14 protein-coding genes are annotated in these 19,467 nt (G+C 71.8%); 8 read left to right on the top strand and 6 right to left on the bottom strand.

The features are described from left to right. Window positions 1-19: 19 nt before the first annotated feature. The gene (locus tag ABD785_RS15780; RefSeq protein ID WP_344828643.1) at window positions 20-1,159 is read right to left on the bottom strand and encodes a DUF6745 domain-containing protein; all 1,140 of its coding nucleotides are present in this window, start codon (window positions 1,157-1,159) and stop codon (window positions 20-22) included. 140 nt (window positions 1,160-1,299) lie between these two features. On the opposite strand from ABD785_RS15780, the gene ABD785_RS15775 reads away from it, so the two are divergent. The 7 genes from ABD785_RS15775 to ABD785_RS15745 all read left to right on the top strand — a co-directional run bounded on the left by ABD785_RS15775 (window position 1,300) and on the right by ABD785_RS15745 (window position 12,446). Further along, on the top strand, window positions 1,300-1,878 hold the full coding sequence (locus tag ABD785_RS15775; RefSeq protein ID WP_344828641.1) for a TetR/AcrR family transcriptional regulator: 579 nt from the start codon (window positions 1,300-1,302) through the stop codon (window positions 1,876-1,878). Beyond that, window positions 1,875-3,200, top strand: a complete 1,326-nt coding sequence (locus ABD785_RS15770) for an MFS transporter (protein ID WP_344828639.1) — start codon at window positions 1,875-1,877, stop codon at window positions 3,198-3,200. Before ABD785_RS15775 ends, ABD785_RS15770 begins: the two co-directional genes overlap by 4 nt. Then, window positions 3,190-4,617 (top strand): pyridoxal phosphate-dependent decarboxylase family protein, encoded by a 1,428-nt coding sequence (locus tag ABD785_RS15765; RefSeq protein WP_344828637.1) that lies wholly within the window; start codon window positions 3,190-3,192, stop codon window positions 4,615-4,617. Before ABD785_RS15770 ends, ABD785_RS15765 begins: the two co-directional genes overlap by 11 nt. Window positions 4,618-4,734: 117 nt before the next feature. Beyond that, entirely contained in the window at window positions 4,735-8,337 is a 3,603-nt protein-coding gene (gene metH, locus ABD785_RS15760) for a methionine synthase (RefSeq protein ID WP_344828635.1), read from the top strand. 158 nt (window positions 8,338-8,495) lie between these two features. Beyond that, complete coding sequence (locus ABD785_RS15755; RefSeq protein ID WP_344828632.1) at window positions 8,496-8,720, top strand: CarD family transcriptional regulator; 225 nt, start codon at window positions 8,496-8,498, stop codon at window positions 8,718-8,720. Window positions 8,721-8,848: 128 nt separating this feature from the next. After that, a complete protein-coding gene (locus ABD785_RS15750; protein WP_344828629.1) occupies window positions 8,849-10,990 on the top strand; it encodes a galactose oxidase early set domain-containing protein in 2,142 nt (713 codons plus the stop codon). Between the two features lie 49 nt (window positions 10,991-11,039). Then, complete coding sequence (locus ABD785_RS15745; protein ID WP_344828626.1) at window positions 11,040-12,446, top strand: phytoene desaturase family protein; 1,407 nt, start codon at window positions 11,040-11,042, stop codon at window positions 12,444-12,446. A 14-nt stretch (window positions 12,447-12,460) separates the two neighbouring features. Here ABD785_RS15745 and ABD785_RS15740 read toward each other — a convergent pair whose 3' ends face one another. Then, window positions 12,461-12,832 carry a hypothetical protein gene (locus tag ABD785_RS15740; protein ID WP_344828623.1) on the bottom strand — a complete coding sequence of 124 codons (372 nt, stop codon included), beginning with the start codon at window positions 12,830-12,832 and terminating at the stop codon, window positions 12,461-12,463. A 214-nt stretch (window positions 12,833-13,046) separates the two neighbouring features. Between ABD785_RS15740 and ABD785_RS15735 the strand changes: the two genes are divergently transcribed. Next, window positions 13,047-13,820 carry a phosphatase PAP2 family protein gene (locus ABD785_RS15735; RefSeq protein WP_344828620.1) on the top strand — a complete coding sequence of 258 codons (774 nt, stop codon included), beginning with the start codon at window positions 13,047-13,049 and terminating at the stop codon, window positions 13,818-13,820. A 7-nt stretch (window positions 13,821-13,827) separates the two neighbouring features. Here ABD785_RS15735 and ABD785_RS15730 read toward each other — a convergent pair whose 3' ends face one another. The 4 genes from ABD785_RS15730 to pgi form a co-directional block, all read right to left on the bottom strand. Further along, on the bottom strand, window positions 13,828-14,247 hold the full coding sequence (locus ABD785_RS15730) for an ATP-binding protein (protein ID WP_344828617.1): 420 nt from the start codon (window positions 14,245-14,247) through the stop codon (window positions 13,828-13,830). Between the two features lie 187 nt (window positions 14,248-14,434). Continuing rightward, window positions 14,435-16,348 (bottom strand): SCO7613 C-terminal domain-containing membrane protein, encoded by a 1,914-nt coding sequence (locus ABD785_RS15725; protein ID WP_344828614.1) that lies wholly within the window; start codon window positions 16,346-16,348, stop codon window positions 14,435-14,437. A gap of 108 nt (window positions 16,349-16,456) precedes the next feature. Continuing rightward, window positions 16,457-17,821: a glucose-6-phosphate dehydrogenase gene (gene zwf, locus ABD785_RS15720; protein ID WP_344828612.1), complete on the bottom strand. Its 1,365-nt coding sequence runs from the start codon at window positions 17,819-17,821 to the stop codon at window positions 16,457-16,459. 1 nt (window position 17,822) lies between these two features. Continuing rightward, on the bottom strand, window positions 17,823-19,457 hold the full coding sequence (gene pgi, locus ABD785_RS15715; protein WP_344828610.1) for a glucose-6-phosphate isomerase: 1,635 nt from the start codon (window positions 19,455-19,457) through the stop codon (window positions 17,823-17,825). Between the last annotated feature and the right edge of the window lie 10 nt (window positions 19,458-19,467).

Here is a 19,467-nt window from a genome sequence, read left to right as displayed (position 1 = left end):
GTCCTTCGTGAGGGCCGGTTCATGTGCGGCGGGCGAGCTCGGCGTACCGGGACACGGGCAGGCCGTAGGTCCAGGCCGCGGCGGCCAGCGGATCGTCCAGATGGGCGGGGACCCCGAGGCCGTAGCGGCGCCGGGTGCCGTCGCGCTCCAGCGAGCCGTTGACGACGAGCAGCACCCGCGCGGGACGGTTCAGCACCGTCCGCGGCAGGTCGTAGAGCCGCAGCTCGGAGCCGTCGTTGCCGGGGTCGGGCGCGGCGCCGACCAGCCGGAGGCCCGCCTGGTCGATGTAGGTGTCCCAGCCGAGCCGTTCGATGGCGCACCTGCGCACCTCGATGTTGGGCTCGGCGGAGATCAGTTCCGCGGTCGGCTCCTCGACGACCCAGGCGGGGACGCGGGTCCCGTGCCAGGAGTACACGCTCCAGCCGTCGGGGTAGACCACGGCGGGTCCGGTCGCGTCGTGCAGCCGGTGCCGGCCGCCGCCCAGGTCCTCGGTGCGGACCGAGGAGGTCCGCTCGGCGATGACGCACCGGTGCTCGCCCGGCCACCACCAGCCGCAGGAGCGGGCGAGCACCGCCCAGAGGTCGAGCTGTGCGGCGTCGGACGGGCGGTAGCCGATGCTCCCGGCCCGCCGCCACGCGTCGTAGTAGCCGACCCAGGCGGCGTCGTGCTGCCCGCGCCAGGCGAGGTCGAGCGGGGGCGGACCGTCGGGCATCAGCGCGGTGCGCAGCGGGGTCAGCAGCCCCTCGATGACGCTCTGACGGAGCGGATCCCGGACGCCCTCGACCATGATCTCCCCCGTGGGCCGCCCGGAGAACGGCTCCCAGCCGAAGGGGGACCACTTCCGCCCGGTCCTGAGGTCCAGCCGCCCGCGCAGGTCGCAGGCCAGGCCGGCCAGGCGGGTCGCGACCGGCCAGTCCGCCGGCCTGGCGGGCATCTCGGTGCCGCGCAGCCGCACGGGCGCTGGGAGAAGGGGCCGGGCCGCGGCCGGAGACGGGACCCAGACGAACTCTGGAGGACCCTCGCCGATCAGGCGGTACAGCTCGGAGACGGCCGCCTCGGCGGCGGCCCTGTCGGCGGGTTCGCAGGCGTACGCCCGGCCCAGCCACTCATCGCGGATCGCGGCGGCCCGAAGCCGGCGCTCTGTGTCGGAAGTCCTCACCACGCGGTGAGAACTTCGCTCCTCTCGACGATCATGTCGGCGATGGTACCCGCGGACCCCGGAAACCAGAAGGGGACCGCCGGGGAACCTTCCCCATCAATCGATTGACGGAAGGAGGGGAAGTGTCCTAGTTTGCGGCTATGAGTACGGATCGGATCGTCGAGGCGGCCACGCGGCTGTTCGCCGAACGCGGCTACGAGGGCGCCTCGACCCGGCTGATCGCCGAGGCCGCGGGGCTCAACATCGCGACCGTCAGCTATCACGTGGGCGGCAAGCGCGAGCTGTACCTCGCGGTGATGGAGCGCGCCCACCTGGCCGAACGGGCCGCCCTCGAAGGGGCGATGGAGGTGTTCACACCCGACCGGGCGGGGATCCACCTGCTGCTCGACCGGTATCTCGACTTCTGCGTGGAGCGTCCCGAGGTGCCCGCCCTGTGGATGCGGCGCTGGCTGTCGGAGGCCGACGACGTCACCTCGCTCGAGGCCGAGTACGTCCGGCCCCTGATCCAGCAGGTCGTCGCGCTGGTCGAGGACGTCGCGGGGCCCGGCACCGACCTGGAGTTCGCGGTGTGGACCGTCATATGGAGCATCCACGGCTTCGGCCGCGGCGGAGTGCTCGATCCCGAGGGCCGCCGCTGCCGCACCGACGATCCCGACGCCCTCGCCCGCTTCCGCGCCCACCTGCACGTGCTCGCCGACCGTCTCCTGGGCCTCGCGTGACCGCCGCGACCGGCGCCCCGCGGGCCGGGGACACGGCCCTCCCCCGCAAGCGGCTGCTCGGCTACGCCGTCGGCTCGGTCGGCACCGGGGTGTTCTCCGCGGTGCCCGGGCTCCTGCTCCTCTACTACCTCACCGACGTGCTCGGCGTCTCGGCCGCCTTCGCCGGGGTCGTGCTCGTGCTCCCCAAGGCCTGGGACGTCCTGCTGAACCCGTTCGTCGGGGCGGCCAGCGACCGCGAGGCCGTCAGGACCGGGCGGCGCACCCGGCTGATGCTGGCCGGGGCCCTCAGCCTGCCGATCCTCTTCGCGGCCATGTTCGCCGCGCCCGCCGCGGTCTGGGTGATGGTCGCCTTCCTGCTGGCCGCCAGCGCCTTCTCCCTGTTCCAGGTGCCGTACGTGGCGCTCCCCGCCGAGCTGTCCGCGGTGCCCGCCCAGCGGTCCCGGGCGATGGCGTGGCGGATCGTCGCCCTGACCCTCGGCATCCTGCTGGCGGGCGGTGCGGCTCCCGCGATCGTCGACGCCGCGGGCGAGGGCCGCGCCGGCTACGCCGTGATGGGCGTGGTGATCGGGCTGGTGCTCGGCGCCGCCCTGCTGACGGCCGCGCTGTCGACCCGCTGGGTCGAGTCCAGGCCGGGGCCGAAGCAGCTCGGCTTCGCCGCCGCGCTCCGGCTGGCCCGCGGCAACCGGCCGTTCTTCGCCCTGCTCGGCGCGTTCGTCGTGCAGTCCCTGGCCGTCGCGGCGATGCTCGCCGGGGCGCCGTACGCCGCGACCTACCGGCTCGACGACTACGGCCTCACCTCGGTGATGTTCGTGTGCATGGTCGCGCCGAGCGCCCTCGCCGTCCCGGCCTGGGCCGAGCTCCGCCGCCGCTACGGGATGGTGCGCTGCTACGCGGTCGCGGTGCTGCTGTTCGCCCTCGCCGCGCTCGCGCTGTTCCCCGCGCTCCAGAGCGGGACGACCTGGCTGGTCCTCGCCCTGACCGCGCTGGTCGGCGTCTGCTACGCCGCCGTCCAGCTGATCCCGCTGTCCCTGCTGCCCGAGACCGTCCACGCCGACGCGGGCCGGACGGGACACGCCCAGTCCGGGGCGTTCACCGGGGTGTGGACGGCCGCCGAGACCGGGGCGCTGGCCCTCGGCCCCGGGCTGTTCGCGCTGCTGCTGGCGGTCACCGGATTCCGGTCCGCCGACTTCGACGCCCCGGTCACCCAGCCGGAGTCCGCGCTGACCGGCCTCACCGCCGGATACACCCTGCTGCCCGCGGTGCTGCTGCTCGCCAGCCTGCCGCTGCTGCTCGCCTACGAGAGAAGGACCCATGCTGCCTGAGAACGGGCGGTCCGCCGCCGACCTGCTGGCCGAGCTGACCCGGCTGAAGGCCGCCGACCTGCCGGTGCGCGGCGGCAAGGTCACCGCGTACGTGTACGACACCGGCCGTCCCGAGGTGCACGAGGTCGCCGCGAAGGCCTACATGGAGATGCTCGAGGTCAACTGCCTCGACCCCACGGCCTTCCCGAGCATCGTCGCCCTGGAGAAGGACGTCGTCGGCGCGGTCGCCGCGATGCTCGGCGGCGGGGCCCACACCCCGGGCATCTTCACCAGCGGCGGCACCGAGTCGATCATCCTCGCGGTGAAGGCCGCCCGGGACTCCGCCGACGCGCCGAACCCGCAGATCGTCGTCCCGGTGACCGCGCATCCCGCCTTCCACAAGGCCGCCCACTACCTGGGCGTCGATCTGGTCACCGTGCCCGTCGACACCGTGACCTACCGGGCCGACCCCGCCGCGACGGCCGCCGCGATCACCGACCGGACCGTGCTGGTCGTGGTGTCCGCCCCGTCCTACCCGCAGGGCGTCATCGACCCCGTCGAGGAGATCGCCGCCCTCTGCGCCGAGCGCGGGGTCCGCTGCCACGTGGACGCCTGCGTCGGCGGCTGGCTGCTGCCGTGGCTGCGCGGCACCGGAACCGAGGTCCCGCCGTTCGACCTGTCGGTGCCCGGCGTCACCTCGATCTCGTGCGACCTGCACAAGTACGGCTACGCCCCGAAGGGCGCCTCGGTCGTCCTGTTCTCCGACGAGAAGCTGCGCCGCGCCGCCTACTTCGCCTCGGCCGACTGGCCCGGCTACACGATCATCAACTCGACCGTGCAGAGCAGCAAGGGGGCGGGTCCGCTCGGCGGCGCCTGGGCCACGATGCAGGCCATCGGCGCGCAGGGCTACCGCGACCTCGCCGCCGGTGCCGTCGCGGCCGCCCGCCGGCTCGCGGAGGGCGTCAAGGAGATCCCGGGGCTGCGCGTGATGGGCGACCCGGCCGCCTCGCTGGTCGCGATCGCCTCCGACGACCCGCGTCTCGACGTGTTCGTCCTGTCGGACAAGGCGCGCGCCCACGGCTGGTTCATCCAGCCGCAGCTCTCCTACCCCGGCATCCCCGCCAACGTCCACCTCACCCTGACGGGCGTCAGCCTCGCCGGGGTCGACGCCCTGCTCGACGTGCTCGCCACGGCCGCGGCGGAGGCGGTCGAGTCCGGCCCGGCACCGGTCCCCGAGGGCATCGTCGAGCTCCTCACCGACCTCGACCTCGACACGGTCGACGACAAGGGCTTCGCCGATCTCCTGGCCTCGGTCGGCGCGGGACCCTCCGACGGCCAGCCGGAGATGGCCGTGGTCAACGCCATCATCGACGCCCTGCCCACCGAGACGCGCGAGGCGCTCCTCATCCGATTCCTCTCCGCCCTCTACTCCGGTTGAGGCGAGGTTTCGGTATCCTCGGACACAGGTCGAGAGGCGCTGCAACGGGGAACAGCCCCGCCACGCTCGGCCACCCCTGACGACGACAAGGGCGCCTCCCCGAGCGGGAGGCGTCCCATGTCTTCGTCCACTCAGGCCCTGCGCGAGCTGCTCGACCAGCGGATGGCCGTCCTCGACGGTGCCTGGGGCACGATGCTCCAGGGCGCGAAGCTCACCCCCGAGGACTACCGCGGCGACCTCATCACCGACGCCCACCCCAAGGACGTCACCGGCGACCCCGACCTGCTGAACATCACCCGCCCGGACGTCATCCTCGACGTCCACCGGCAGTACCTCGCGGCGGGCGCCGACATCACGACCACCAACACCTTCACCGCGACCGCGATCGCCCAGGCCGACTACGGCCTCGAGTCCCACGTCCGCGAGATGAACCTCCAGGGCGCCCGGCTGGCCCGCCAGGCCGCCGACGAGTTCGGCGGACGGTTCGTCGCCGGATCGGTCGGCCCGCTCAACGTGACCCTGTCCCTGTCGCCGAAGGTCGAGGACCCCTCCTACCGGGCCGTCACCTACGACCAGGTGAAGGCCACCTACATCGAGCAGTTCCAGGCCCTCGCCGACGGCGGCGTCGACCTGTTCCTCATCGAGACCATCTTCGACACGCTCAACTGCAAGGCCGCGATCTCCGCCGCCCAGGAGGTGGCCCCGGAGATCCCGCTGTGGATCTCGGTGACGATCGTCGACCTGTCCGGCCGTACCCTGTCCGGCCAGACCGTCGAGGCGTTCTGGACCGCGATCGAGCACGCCAAGCCGCTGGTCGTGGGCGTCAACTGCTCGCTCGGCGCCGAGCAGATCCGCCCGCACATCGCCGATCTGGCCCGGCTCGCCGACACCTACACCGCCTGCCACCCCAACGCCGGCCTGCCCAACGCGTTCGGCGGCTACGACGAGCAGCCCGAGGAGACCGCCCGGCTGCTCCACGGCTTCGTCGAGGACGGCCTCGCCAACATCGTCGGCGGCTGCTGCGGCACCAGCCCGGCGCACATCAGGAAGATCGCCGAGACGGTCAGGGGACTGCCGCCGCGCACCGTCCGGAAGCCCGACACCGGCACCCGCTTCAGCGGCCTCGAGCCGTTCCGGATCGGCGCCGACACCGGCTTCGTCATGATCGGTGAGCGCACCAACGTCACCGGGTCGGCGAAGTTCCGCCGGCTGATCGAGGGCGACGACCACCAGGCCGCCGTCGACGTGGCCCTGGAGCAGGTCCGCGGCGGCGCGAACCTGCTCGACGTCAACATGGACGCCGACCTGCTCGACAGCGTCGAGGCCATGACGACCTTCCTCAACCTGATCGCCACCGAGCCCGAGGTCGCCCGGATCCCGATCATGATCGACAGCTCGCGCTGGAGCGTCCTCGAGGCCGGGCTCAAGTGCGTCCAGGGCAAGGGCGTCGTCAACTCGATCAGCCTCAAGGAGGGCGAGGAGCCCTTCCTGGAGCAGGCCCGCAAGATCCGCGGCTACGGCGCGGGCGTCGTGGTCATGGCCTTCGACGAGCAGGGCCAGGCCGACACCGCCGACCGCAAGGTCGAGATCTGCGGGCGCGCCTACGACCTGCTCACCCAGAAGGCGGGCTTCCCGGCCGAGGACATCGTCTTCGACCCGAACGTCCTGGCCGTCGCGACCGGCATCTCCGAGCACAACGGCTACGCCAAGGCCTTCATCGAGGCGCTCCCGCGGATCAAGGAGCGCTGCCCCGGCGCCCGCACCAGCGGCGGCATCTCCAACCTGTCGTTCTCCTTCCGCGGCAACGACGTCGTCCGCGAGGCCATGCACTCGGCGTTCCTGCTGCACGCCGTCCGGGCCGGGCTCGACATGGGCATCGTCAACGCCGGCCAGCTCGCGGTCTACGAGAACATCCCCGCCGACCTGCTGGAGCTCGTCGAGGACGTGATCTTCGACCGGCGCGAGGACGCCACCGACCGGCTCGTCACCTTCGCCTCGACCGTCAGCGGCTCGGGCACCAAGCGCGAGGTCGACCTGTCGTGGCGCGAGGCCCCGGTCGCCGAGCGGCTGGCGCACGCGCTGGTCCAGGGCATCGTGGACTTCATCGTGGAGGACACCGAGGAGGCCCGCCTCCAGGCCGCCCGCCCCCTCGACGTCATCGAGGGCCCGCTCATGGACGGCATGAAGATCGTCGGCGATCTGTTCGGCTCGGGCAAGATGTTCCTGCCCCAGGTCGTCAAGAGCGCCCGCGTGATGAAGCGGTCGGTCGCCTACCTCGAACCGTTCATCGAGGACGAGAAGGACGCCGAGGCGGCCTCCCGCGGCAACGGCAAGGTCGTCCTGGCCACCGTGAAGGGCGACGTCCACGACATCGGCAAGAACATCGTCGGCGTGGTCCTCGGCTGCAACAACTACGACGTCGTCGACCTGGGCGTCATGGTCCCGGCCGCGAAGATCCTCGACACGGCCGTGGCCGAGGGCGCCGACGCGATCGGCCTGTCCGGGCTGATCACCCCCTCGCTCGACGAGATGGTGGCCGTCGCGGCGGAGATGGAGCGGCGCGGGCTGAAGCTGCCGCTGCTGATCGGCGGAGCGACCACCTCGCGGCAGCACACGGCCGTCCGGATCGCGCCCGCGTTCACCGGCACGACCGTCCACGTCCTGGACGCCTCCCGCGTCGTCGGCGTGGTGTCGGACCTCCTCGACCCCGACCGGGCCGAGGAACTGGCCGCCGCGACCAGGGCCGACCAGGCCGTCCTGCGCGAGCAGCACGAGAACCGGCGGGTCCAGCCGATGCTCTCGGTCGAGCAGGCCAGGGCCAACGCCGAGAAGGTCTCCTTCGACGCGCTGCCCGTCCCGGCCTTCACCGGCCTCAAGGTCGTCCGGCCCGACCTCCGCGCGCTCCGCGAGATGATCGACTGGCAGTTCTTCTTCCTGGCCTGGGAGCTGAAGGGCAAGTACCCGGCGATCCTGGACACCCCGCAGGGCCGCGAGCTGTTCGACGAGGGCAACGCCCTGCTCGACGAGATCATCGAGAACGGGCACTTCGAGGCGCACGGCGCCTACGCCTACTGGCCCGCCCACGCCGAGGGCGACGACATCGTCGTCGACACCGAGACGCCGGTGCGCTTCCCGATGCTCCGGCAGCAGACCGTCAAGCCGGAGGGGCGCGCCAACCGGAGCCTCGCCGACTTCGTGGCCCCCGAGGGCGACCACCTCGGCGGTTTCGCGGTCTCCATCCAGGGCGCGGAGAAGCTGGCCGCCGCCTACGAGGCCGACAACGACGACTACAAGGCGATCATGGTGAAGGCCCTCGCCGACCGCCTCGCCGAGGCGTTCGCCGAGTACGTCCACCTCGAGGCCCGCCGCGGCTGGTACGAGCCCGACGCCCAGCCCGCCCTGGAGGACCTGCACGCCGAGCGCTTCCGCGGGATCCGCCCCGCCCTCGGCTACCCCGCCAGCCCCGACCACAGCCTCAAGCAGGACCTGTTCGACCTCCTCAAGGCCGACGACCTCGGCATGGCGCTGACCGAGTCGGGCGCGATGATCCCCGCGGCGAGCGTCAGCGGCCTGCTCTTCGCCCACGAGGACTCGCGCTACTTCACGGTCGGCAGGGTCGGCAGGGACCAGATCGAGGACTACGCCCGCCGCCGCGGACTGGAGATCACCGAGGTCGAGCGGTGGCTCCGGCCCAACCTTTCCTACGAGCCGGGCGCCTGATCGGTCCCGACAGCACCCCTGCCCGTGGGGCAGGGGTGCTGTCGGATGCCCGGACGGAGGGAAATTTGCCCGGCTGGGCAGGGTTCGCGAGTGAAAACCAAAGATCAGAGGGGAGTCGGTGTATCGGACTGGTCCCAGGAGAGCGAATACTGGAGGAGATGAAACCTTCACGATCGACCCCACGCCATCTGCCGACGAGCCCCTTCAAGCCGCCGCCCCCGCCGCCGCCGCTCGAGAAGTTCGAGGTCGGCGATCTCGTCAGCCACGACAAGTACGGAGTCGGCCGGGTGACCGAGGTCACCGAGGACGTCGCCGTAGTGATCAACTTTGGTGAGGAGCAGCGGCGCATCCCCGCTCCCTTCGCCAAGGTCGTCAAACTCTGACGTAGGCCGCCGAGACCCCCGTAACCGGTAGTACCTGTGATCAGCAGGCTGCTATCGTCCGGCTCGTGTCAAAGCGCTCTTTCCCGGCCCGCGGGTCGTTCACGTCGCGATCCCCTCGCGTTCGCGCCGTGCTGTTCGGTTCCGCGATGGCCGCCGCCACGGTCATTCCGGGAGCGACCACCGCCCACGCGGCCACGAACCTCGTACCCAACCCCAGGTTGGAGACGATGGCCGGGAAGTATCCGAAGTGCTGGACCCCCTGGAAGTACGGCAGTAACAAGGGCACGGCCTCGGTCGTCAAGGGGCACTCCGGCAAGCGCGCGGTGAAGATCACCGCGAGCGTCCGGGTGTCCGGCGCGCGCGCCCTCATCCAGACACCGGCCTGCGCGATCAAGGTCAAGGCCGGCCAGCGCTTCGACCTGTCCTTCTTCATGCGGAGCACCTCCGACAAGACCGGGGTGATGTTCTTCCGGAGGACGGCCGCGGGCAAGTGGGTCCACTGGGGGAACCTGGGCGTCGGCGGGGCGTCGCAGGCCTGGAAGAAGGTCAGGGTCCGCACCGGCTTCGTCCCGGCCGGGACGACCGCGATCCGCTTCGGCCTCGGCATCGCCGGCAAGGGCACGATCATCACCGACGACTACGCGATGGTGCGAGCGCCCGGCGTGTCCGGGCCCTGCACCGACCCCCGGGGCTGCACCGGCGGCAAGTGGAAGGTCCGCTCGTTCGGCGACCCGGTGCCCAACGGCGAGAACGACGGCGGCGACGCCGGTCAGGGGATCAAGAAGGGCGTGCGGGCGATGCACGCCGTTCTGCTGGCCAACGGCAAGGTGCTGCTGATCGCCGGCTCCGGCAACAGCCGGGACAACTACGACCAGCGCCTCCAGGCCGGACACCTGGTGAGCTGGCTGTACGACCCGGTCACCGGCAAGCACAAGTCCATCCCGACGCCCACCGACATGTTCTGCGCCGGGCACGTCCAGCTCGCGGACGGGCGGGTGCTCGTCGTCGGCGGCACCAAGAAGTACCCCGACGCCAGGGCCGACCAGCCGGGCCAGGTCGACGGCTGGCTGGGCGAGGACCGCGCCTACGTCTTCGACCCGCGCGACAACAAGTACCACCAGACCAACAACACCAACGAGGGCCACTGGTACCCCTCGGCGACCGAGCTCGGCAACGGCGACATCTACTCCGTCGGCGGCTACGCCGACACCTACGACGCCAACGGCTGGCAGCACATCTCGCGGGTGGCCGAGCGGTTCAAGTACACCAAGAACTCCAAGACGGGCGGCGCCTGGCTGCCGCAGGACCAGGTCGCCCAGACCGGCATCAACTGGGCGACCTACCCGTCGCTGATCCTCATGCAGGACGGCCGCCTGTTCTACAGCGGCTCCAGCGTGTTCGGCCACCCGGTCGGCAAGAGCGACATCAACAACTACACCCACGACGCCTACCTCGGCCCCGGCATGATCAACCCGGCCGACGCGAACGCCTGGTGGCCGGTCGCCGGGCTCAGCCAGCCGTTCGCCCGCGACCAGTCGACGAGCGTCCTGCTCGCCCCCGCCCAGCGCCAGCGGGTCATGGTCATGGGCGGCATGGACTTCGACCAGGGCCAGGCCGCGCACACCCACACCGACATCGTCGACCTCAACGCGGCCGTCCCCCGGTACAAGGCGGGCCCCGCGCTCAGCACCCCCAAGGTCTACGCCTCGGCGGTGCTGCTCCCCGACGGCACCCTGTTCGAGACCGGCGGCTCCACCGGCAACCGCACCGGCTACACCCACGAGGCCGCCGTCTACGACCCCCGGCGTCCGGGCCTCGGCTGGACCCAGATGGCCGGCGACCCGGTCGGCCGGACCTACCACAACACCGCGCTGCTGCTCCCCGACGGCCGGGTCATGGCGCAGGGCTCCAACCCGCTGAGCGGCTTCTACGAGACGCGCATCTCCTTCTTCTCCCCGCCCTACCTGTTCAAGGGCCCGCGGCCGAAGATCACCGGAGTGGACGGCAAACTGTGGGCCTACGGCTCGGTCCACACCTTCAAGACCAACCGGAAGATCAAGACGGCCTGGCTGATCCGGCCCGTGGCCGTCACCCACTCCTCCGACCCCAACCAGCGGGCCGTCGCCCCCGAGAAGCTCAAGATCAGCGGCGGGACCGTGAAGTTCAAGCTCACCAACAACCGCAACATCGCCCCGCCCGGCTGGTACATGCTCTTCGCCACCGACGCCAAGGGAGTCCCGTCCGTCGCGAAGTGGATCCACGTCGGCTAGATCCTTTCTCCGGTTCTAGATCGTCACGCGGCCCGAGTACGTTGGGGTCATGAGCGATGCGATCGTGGTGGGGTCGGGGCCCAACGGGCTGGCCGCGGCGGTCGAGCTCGCCCGCAACGGGCTGGACGTCACCGTGCTGGAGGCGGCGGAGGAGATCGGCGGTGGCACCAGGAGCGCCGAGCTGACGGTGCCGGGGGTGCTGCACGACGTGTGCTCGGGCGTCCATCCGATGGGGATCGGGTCGCCCTACCTCAAGGGGCTCGGGCTCGACCGGCACGGGCTGGAGTGGGCCCTGCCGGAGATCGACATCGCCCATCCGCTCGACGACGGGACCGCGGTGGCCGTCCGGTCGCTGAAGGAGACCGCGGCGGGGCTCGGGGCCGACGGAAGAACCTGGGAGCGGCTGTTCGGGCCGCTGGCCGCCGGATTCGACCGGCTCGCCGAGGACGTCATGGGGCCGATCCTGCGGGTGCCGTCGCATCCGGTGAGACTCGCGGGGTTCGGGCTGCGGGCGCTGCCCCCGGCGACGGTCCTGGCCCGCGCCCTGCGCACCCCGCGGGCCCGCGCGCTGTTCGCCGGGGTCGCCGCCCACCACTACGCGCCGCTCAGCGCTCCGGCCAGCTCCGCGATCGGCGCCCTGATGATCGGGGCGGTGCACCGGGTCGGCTGGCCCGTGCCGGTGGGCGGCTCGCGGATGATCAGCCGGTCGCTGGCCTCGCTCCTCGCCGAGCACGGCGGGAAGATCGAGACGGGCGTCCGGGTCGGCTCCCTCGACGAGCTGGGCCGGGCCCGCACGATCATCCTGGACCTGGCTCCGCGCGACGTGGTCCGGCTGGCGGGCGACCGGCTGCCCGCCGCGGTCCGCCGCTCCTACCTGCGCTACCGGCACGGCCCCGCCGCCTACAAGCTCGATCTGGCCGTCCAGGGAGGGGTCCCGTGGCGCGACGAGGCCTGCCGGAAGGCCGTCACGCTGCATCTGGGCGGCACGATCGAGGAGATCGCCGACGCCGAACGCCGGATGTGGCGGGGGGAGATGCCGGAGCGGCCGTTCGTCCTGGTGGCCCAGCAGTACCTCGCCGATCCCTCACGGTCGGCGGGCGACGTTCATCCGATCTACGCCTACGCGCACGTCCCCGCCGGGTACGCGGGCGACGGCACCGAGGCGATCCTGCGGCAGATCGAGCGGTTCGCGCCCGGCGTCAGGGAGCGGATCGTGGGCATGGCGGCCACCCCGCCCGCCGCGTTCGCCGAGCACAACGCCAACTACCTCGGCGGCGACATCCTCACCGGGGCCAACACGCTGCGGCAGATCGTCCTGCGGCCGCGGCCCGCGCTGAATCCCTATGCCACCGGTGTTCCCGGGGTCTTCCTGTGCTCGGCGGCCACCCCGCCGGGCGCGGGCGTGCACGGCATGGGCGGCTACCACGCCGCCCGCGCCGCGCTGCGCGCCCGTTGACCCGGGGAGGGAGGTCAGCGCGGGCTGACGGCCGGCAGGCACTCCTGGAGGGCCTTCTGGGCCTTCACGGGGTCGTAGCCGGGCGGTGGGGTGAAGGTCTGCGACGGGTCGGTCGGGATGTCGATCCCGTGCTTCTTCATGCAGGCGGCGAGCTTGCTGAGCTGCTTCTTCTGCTGCTCGTCGGTCGGGGTCTGCGGGGCCGTGGGACGGGCCGATGTCCCCGGGTCCGGCTGCGCCGTCGAGGCGGGCGACGACGACGGTGCCGCGGAGGTCGCACCGGGGGACGGCACGGCGGGCGGCGGAGCGGTTCCCTCGTCACCGCCGCCCCCGCAGCCGGTCGTCACAGCGAGCACCAGTAGGGCCGTTGCCAGCCGGATTCCGCGCACAGCGCCTCCTCGAGGTAGGTCCCCCACCCTGTCCCGGGGGCGGGACCGCGCCCTACTCACCGGCCGCACAAGATCTCCCGACCCTTCATCATGGAAGGGGAGTTCCTAGGATGAGGTAAAAGTCACGGATGAGGGTTGCTTTGCCATGGAATGTGGGGTCTTACTCGCCTTGTTGAAGATCAGATGGCGGGAGGTGCGGGGAGGGAGGACGGCGGTGGAACGAACGCGGCCCAAGGTCTGGGCGGAGGTGCTCCTGGTCGGAGCCGGGTACGTGGTGTACTCAAAGATCCAGAATTCGGTGCACGGTCACGCCGCGACGGCTTACCGGCACGCGCGGGACATTCTCGACTGGGAGGGGGCCGTCGGCCTCGCGTTCGAGAAGACGGTCAACAAGGCGGCCAACGGCGTCGGCTGGCTGATCACCGCGATGAACTACTTCTACTCCACCCTGTGGATAGCGGTGACGCTCGGCGTCCTGGTCTGGCTCTACGTCCGCAGGCCCGAGCACTACCGGCCCGCCCGCCGCACCCTGTTCACCACCACGATGCTGGCGCTGGCCGGGTTCTTCCTGTTCCCGCTGGCCCCACCGCGGCTGATGCCCGGCTACATCGACACGATCATCACCCACGGGACGTGGGGGTCCTTCTCGACCGGCGGGCTGGCGTCGCTGTCCAACCAGTACGCCGCGATGCCGTCGATGCACATGGGCTGGTCGCTGTGGGCGGGCCTGTCGCTCTACCTCTACGCCCGGCCCCGCTGGGCGCGGATCGCCGGCCTGCTCTACCCGCCGGCCACCCTGACGGTGATCATCGCGACCGCGAACCACTACGTCCTGGACGCCGTCGGCGGAGCGGCCACCCTCGCCGCCGGCTATCTCGTCCAGCGGTACGGCATGGTCGCGGCCCGGCGGCTGTCCGGATCCCGCTCGAAGCAGCCGCTTCCGGCGGGAGCGGCCGCCGATCCCGAGATGGCGGGCACCCGGAGCTGAGCCCCGCTCAGCGGCCGTCCCCCGACGGCCGGAGATCGAGGTCGAACCAGACGGCCTTCCCCGTCGGCAGGGGCCGGCATCCCCAGCGGTCCGCCAGCAGGCTGACGAGCTGGATGCCGCGCCCCGACTCGGCGTCCTCGCCGGGGAAGCGCAGCTCGGGGAGCAGGCAGGAGGAGTCGAGGACCTCACAGGTCAGCCGGTCGCCGCGGATCAGCCGGACCTCGACGAAGCCGTGACCGTGCCGCAGGGCGTTGGTCGCCAGCTCACTGACGAGCTGGCGGACGGTGCCGGACAGATGATCGAGGTCCCAGTCGCGCAGGACCTCGGCGGTGTAGTCGCGGATCTCGCGCACGGATCCGGCCTCCGGTGCGAATCGGCGGCCGGAATGGCGGAGGCTCTCGACGGCGGGCTCGGCCAGGTCGTCCAAGGGAGGCCTTCCGGAGAAGAGGATGAGCGGGTCCCGGCGTGGAGCCGAGAACTCAAGAATGACGAGGAATGGCGGCGAATTCCGGGACCGGCGGGAACACGCGCAATATTCACGCCGCCGTAACGCCCCGGCGATACGTCGTCAAATGCCTGGCCTCTCCGTGTACTCCCGGTATTTCCTCCTACGCTCAGTGCATCGAGGCGAACCGGCCGTGCAGGCGCCGGACGTCGCCGAGCCGTCGCTCGTAGGTCGCGCCGAGGGCCAGCAGGAGCAGTCCGGCCGCCGCGATCGGGGCCCACCGGGGCAGCAGCCCGGCGAGCTGGACGAGGCGCGGCGCCAGTTCGTGGACGGCGTCCAGCACGAGCACCACACCGCCGATGAGAGCCGGTGCCTGGCGCCGGTACCTGAGCCCGATCAGGGTGGCGGCGAGGGCCGCGGCGCCCAGGACCAGGGGACGCTGCCAGCCGGCCTGGTCCCAGACGAGGACGAGGCTCGGCACGAAGGTGATCGCCAGAGCAGGCCCGTAGGCCGTCCAGGAGGAGGCGAGCCTGCCGCGCCACAGCCGTCCGAGCAGGAGCCCGCCGAGGGTGACGGGCACCGTGTACACCTCGGCCGGGGCCGCCCAGCCGTTCAGGGCCGCGACCGCGCCGCACAGCAGGCCGGAGGAGATCACCGCGGACAGCGCGGCGATCGCGTTGGTCCTGGTGCGGACGGCGACGGCGGTGCACAGCAGGAACACGATCGACAGCGCGACGACCGTCGCGAGGCGCTCGTCGAGGGCCCAGCCGACCGCGACGGCCGCCGCAGCGAGCCCGAGCAGGGTGAGCCCGCGGTCCTCGAGACGGGCGTCCGGCGCCTCCCGCAGCACGGCCAGGGCCAGCAGGCAGGCGGTCAGGGAGAGCTGCGCCGTGAGCGCCCACGGCAGGGGGAGACCGGCCAGGACGGGCAGCGCGGTCGCCGCCAGGGCCGTGAAGGCCGTTCCGGCGACCGGCCTGCGCAGCGCGAACAGGACGGAGGCGAGCAGGAGGAGGATCACCGGGCTCTGGCCGTGCGGAGCGGCCTGCCCGGCGATGGCGGCCGCGGCGTCCACCGCGGCCCAGACGGCGGGCAGCAGGAGCAGCGGCGCACCGGCCGTCCACAGGCCTGTGCGGAATCTCGGGGGAACGGCCCGCCCGGCCGCGATGACCAGGACTCCGGCGGCGGCGAAGCAGGCGCCCCCGCCCTCGTCCCCGGCGGTGGCGGCGGCCGGGAAGGCGACCGCGCAGCCCAGCGCGATCCCGGCGGAGGCCCGCAGGCAGGCGGCCACGTCCGGGGTCCCGCCGTTCCCGGCCAGGGCCAGGGCGCCCGCTCCGAGCGCGACCACGAGTCCGGCCAGGCCGGTCACGGCACCGGTGGTCCGCACCACGCGGCCACCGGTGGAGCGCGCCAGGGCCGCCAGGCCCAGGGCGGAGGTCAGCAGGAGCGACGCGGCGAACTCCAGCGCGGTGGCGTGCAGGGCGAAGGCGGCCAGCGGCACCGGAAGCTGCGCGGACAGCACGGCCACGATCCGGGGCGCGGCCAGGGGGCCGAACCGGGCGTACAGGGCGGTTCCGGCGGTGAACAGCGTCGCGGCCCCCGCGGTGTACCAGCGGGCGTCCACCTCGCCGAAGACCCCGTAGGAGTAGGCCGCGTAGCACTCCAGGACGGTCAGCAGCAGCCCCACCACCCCGACGGCCTCCGCCGTGGCGCCCAGCCTGCGCCCGGCCAGCGGCCACGGCAGGTAGAGCGCGACGGCCGCCAGCGAGGTCAGCACCGCGCCCTTGGCGGTCAGGCCCAGATGGCCCCAGCTCACGACCGTGAAGACCAGGGCCGCGATGCCGAGGAGACCGGCCCCGAGCGCCAGCAGGAGATTCCTGACCCCGAGCCCGTCCAGGTCGCGGGCGGGCTCCCGGTACTCCGGCGGGGCGACCGAGCGCCGCAGCTCGTACATCAGCCGCGAGCGGCGCTCCAGCAGCCGGTCCATCTCGATCCGCGCCGAGAACAGGCGGGTGTCGAGCTCCCAGAGCTCGTTGGCCAGATCACCGGCCAGGGGCAGGTGGCAGACGGCGCAGGCATCGGGCATCAGCCGCGGAAGAAATGCGGTGCAACCAGGACAACGCGGTGCGTTCATGCCCTGATCGTCGCGCCGGGACGACCAGGGCACATCCGCTCAGGTACTCAGAACCGGTACTCAGTCGAAGGTCGTCGAGATCGGGTGCCAGCCGCCGGGCTCGACGAGCCGGTCCGCCTCCTCGGGGCCCCACGTGCCCTTGGCGTAGGGGAGCGGGGCGTCCTGGAGGTCGAGGATCGGCTGGACGATGCGCCAGGACTCCTCGGCCAGGTCGAAGCGGACGAAACGGCGGGGATCGCCGGTGACCGCGTCGGTGAGGATGCGCTGGTAGGCGGCCTCCATCGGGCCGAGGGTCTTGGTGAAGTCGACGCTGATCGGCACCCCGCGCGTCGCGTTCTTCCCCGGTTCCTTGGCGAGCAGGTCGAAGGTGACGCCTGCGTCGGGCTGGATCCGGAACCTGATCAGGTTGGGCGCGATCTCGCCGTCGAAGAGGGTGACCGGCGGGGTGGTGAGCTCGGCGACGACCTCGAGGTCGGTCGCGGCGAGCCCCTTGCCCGACCGGATGAGGAACGGGACGCCCGCCCAGCGCCAGTTCTCGATGAACAGGCGCAGCGCGGCGTAGGTCTCGGTGGTCGAGCCCTCCCTGACGCCCTCGGTGCCCAGGTACCCCTCGTACTGGCCGCGGACGATGTCGTCGGGGCCGATCGACCGGACGGCCCGCAGCACCCGCCACTTCTCGTCGATGAACGCCCGGGCGTCGGTGGAGGGCGGGGCGTCCATGGTCAGGATCGCGAGGATCTGCAGGAGGTGGTTCTGGACGACGTCCCGGACGGTCCCGTTGGCGTCGTAGAACGAGCCGCGGTCGGCGACGTCGAAGTCCTCGGCCATGGTGATCTGCACGTTGCGGACGTGGTGCCGGTTCCAGATCGGCTCGAGGAGCATGTTGGCGAAGCGGAACACCAGGAGGTCCTCGATCGGCTCCTTGCCGAGGAAGTGGTCGACCCGGCGGAGATGGTCCTCGTCGAAGTTCCTGAGCAGCTCGGCGTTGAGGTCGCGGGCCGACTGGAGGTCGTGGCCGAACGGCTTCTCCACCACCAGGCGGGCGTTGCGGTTCAGCCCGACGTCGGCGAGGCCGTCGGCGACGGCCGCGAACAGCGACGGCGGCACCGCCAGGTAGTGCGTGAGGAAGCCCGCGCCCTCGGTCTCCTTCTTGATGGCGGCGAAGGTGGCGGCGTCCTTGTAGTCGCCGGAGATCAGGCGGAGGTTGCCGGCGAACTTCGCGAACGCCGCCTCGTCGACCTTGTCGCCGCAGGCCTTGCGGGCCCGCTCGCGCAGGCCGTCGAGGTCGAGGTCGGTCTTGGCCACGCCGATGATCGGCAGGTCGAGGACCCCGTCGGCGGTCAGCCGGTAGAGCGCCGGCAGCAGCATCTTGTAGGCCAGGTCGCCGGTGATCCCGAACAGGACGAGGGCGTCCGCACGCTCCATGTCACACTCTTCTTCCGCGTAGCTGCCGGTACTTACGTACGAGGTTCTCCGTCGAGGCGTCCGGGAAGGCGGTGGGCGGTTCCTCGGAGGTCAGGGTCGGGGCGAGGTCGAGGGCCATCTTCTTGCCCAGCTCGACGCCCCACTGGTCGAACGGGTCGATGCCCCAGACCGTCCCCTCGACGAACACGATGTGCTCGTACAGCGCGACGAGCTGGCCGAGGACCTCGGGGGTCAGCCGGGGCGCCAGGATCGTCGAGGTCGGGCGGTTGCCCGGCATGACCTTGTGCGGCACGATCTCGGCCGCGGTGCCCTCGGCGGCGATCTCCTCCGCGGTCTTGCCGAAGGCCAGCGCCGTGGTCTGGGCCAGCAGGTTCGCGGTGAGGATGTCGTGCATGCCCGCGGGGTCCTCGTGCGGCTCGGCGAAGCCGATGAAGTCGGCGGGCACGAGCCGGGTCCCCTGGTGGAGGAGCTGGTAGAAGGCGTGCTGGCCGTTGGTGCCCGGCTCGCCCCAGAAGATCTCGCCGGTGTCGGAGGTGACGGGGGTGCCGTCGGCCTTCACCGACTTGCCGTTGGACTCCATCGTGAGCTGCTGGAGGTAGGCGGGGAAGCGGTGCAGCCGCTGGCTGTAGGGCAGGACGGCCCGGGTCTGCGCGCCGAAGAAGTCGGTGTACCAGACGCCGAGCAGTCCCATCAGGACGGGCATGTTCGCCTCGAAGGGCGTGTTCCTGAAGTGCTCGTCGATGGTGTGGAAGCCGTCGAGCATCCGGCGGAAGTTCGCGGGGCCGACCGCGAGCATCAGCGACAGGCCGATGGCGCCGTCGAAGGAGTACCGGCCGCCGACCCAGTCCCAGAAGCCGAACATGTTCGCGGTGTCGATCCCGAACGCGCCGACCTTCTCGGCGTTGGTCGAGACGGCCACAAAGTGCTTGCCGACGGCCTCCTCGCCGAGGGCGGCGACGAGCCAGTCGCGGGCGACCCTGGCGTTGGTCAGCGTCTCCAGCGTGGTGAAGGTCTTGGAGCTGATCACGAACAGGGTGGTCGCGGGGTCGAGCCCGCGGAGTTTGCCCGAGATGTCGGCCGGGTCGATGTTCGACACGAACCGGGCCTCGATGCCGGCGTCGGCGTAGTCGGCCAGTGCCTCGTAGGCCATGAACGGCCCGAGGTCGGAGCCGCCGATGCCGATGTTGACGACGGTCGCGATGGGCTCGCCGGTCGCGCCGCGCCACTCCTTCGAGCGGACCCGGTCGGCGAACGCGGCCATCTCGTCGAGCACGGCGTGGACGTCGGCGACCACGTCCTGGCCGTCGACGACGAGCTCGGCGTCGCGGGGCAGGCGCAGCGCCGTGTGCAGGACCGCCCGGTCCTCACTGACGTTGATGTGCTCGCCGCCGAACATCTTCTCGATCGACTCCCGCAGCCCGGCCCGCTCGGCCAGCCGGACCAGCAGCCCGACGGTCTCGGCGGTGGCCCGGTGCTTGGAGTAGTCGAGGAACAGCTCCCCCGCCGACACGCTCATCCGCCCGGCGCGCTCCGGGTCCTCGGCGAAGAGTTCCCGCAGCGTCCTGCCCTCCACCGCCCGGTGGTGCTCGCCCAGCTCGAGCCACTCGGAGCTCCGGGTGATATCGCTGTCGTCCACTGCTTCAACC

The sequence above is a fragment of the Actinocorallia longicatena genome (assembly GCF_039534125.1).
Taxonomy (GTDB): domain Bacteria; phylum Actinomycetota; class Actinomycetes; order Streptosporangiales; family Streptosporangiaceae; genus Actinocorallia; species Actinocorallia longicatena.
This window is presented reverse-complemented; position numbering and strand designations above follow the sequence as displayed.

Excerpts from the sequence above, each read along its gene's own strand:
- ABD785_RS15755 (WP_344828632.1), top strand. The coding sequence starts at position 8,496 with ATGAAACCTTCACGATCGACCCCACGCCATCTGCCGACGAGCCCCTTC.
- ABD785_RS15775 (WP_344828641.1), top strand. The coding sequence starts at position 1,300 with ATGAGTACGGATCGGATCGTCGAGGCGGCCACGCGGCTGTTCGCCGAA.
- ABD785_RS15725 (WP_344828614.1), bottom strand. The coding sequence starts at position 16,348 with ATGCCCGATGCCTGCGCCGTCTGCCACCTGCCCCTGGCCGGTGATCTG.
- ABD785_RS15745 (WP_344828626.1), top strand. The coding sequence starts at position 11,040 with ATGAGCGATGCGATCGTGGTGGGGTCGGGGCCCAACGGGCTGGCCGCG.
- zwf (WP_344828612.1), bottom strand. The coding sequence starts at position 17,821 with ATGGAGCGTGCGGACGCCCTCGTCCTGTTCGGGATCACCGGCGACCTG.
- ABD785_RS15765 (WP_344828637.1), top strand. The coding sequence starts at position 3,190 with ATGCTGCCTGAGAACGGGCGGTCCGCCGCCGACCTGCTGGCCGAGCTG.
- metH (WP_344828635.1), top strand. The coding sequence starts at position 4,735 with ATGTCTTCGTCCACTCAGGCCCTGCGCGAGCTGCTCGACCAGCGGATG.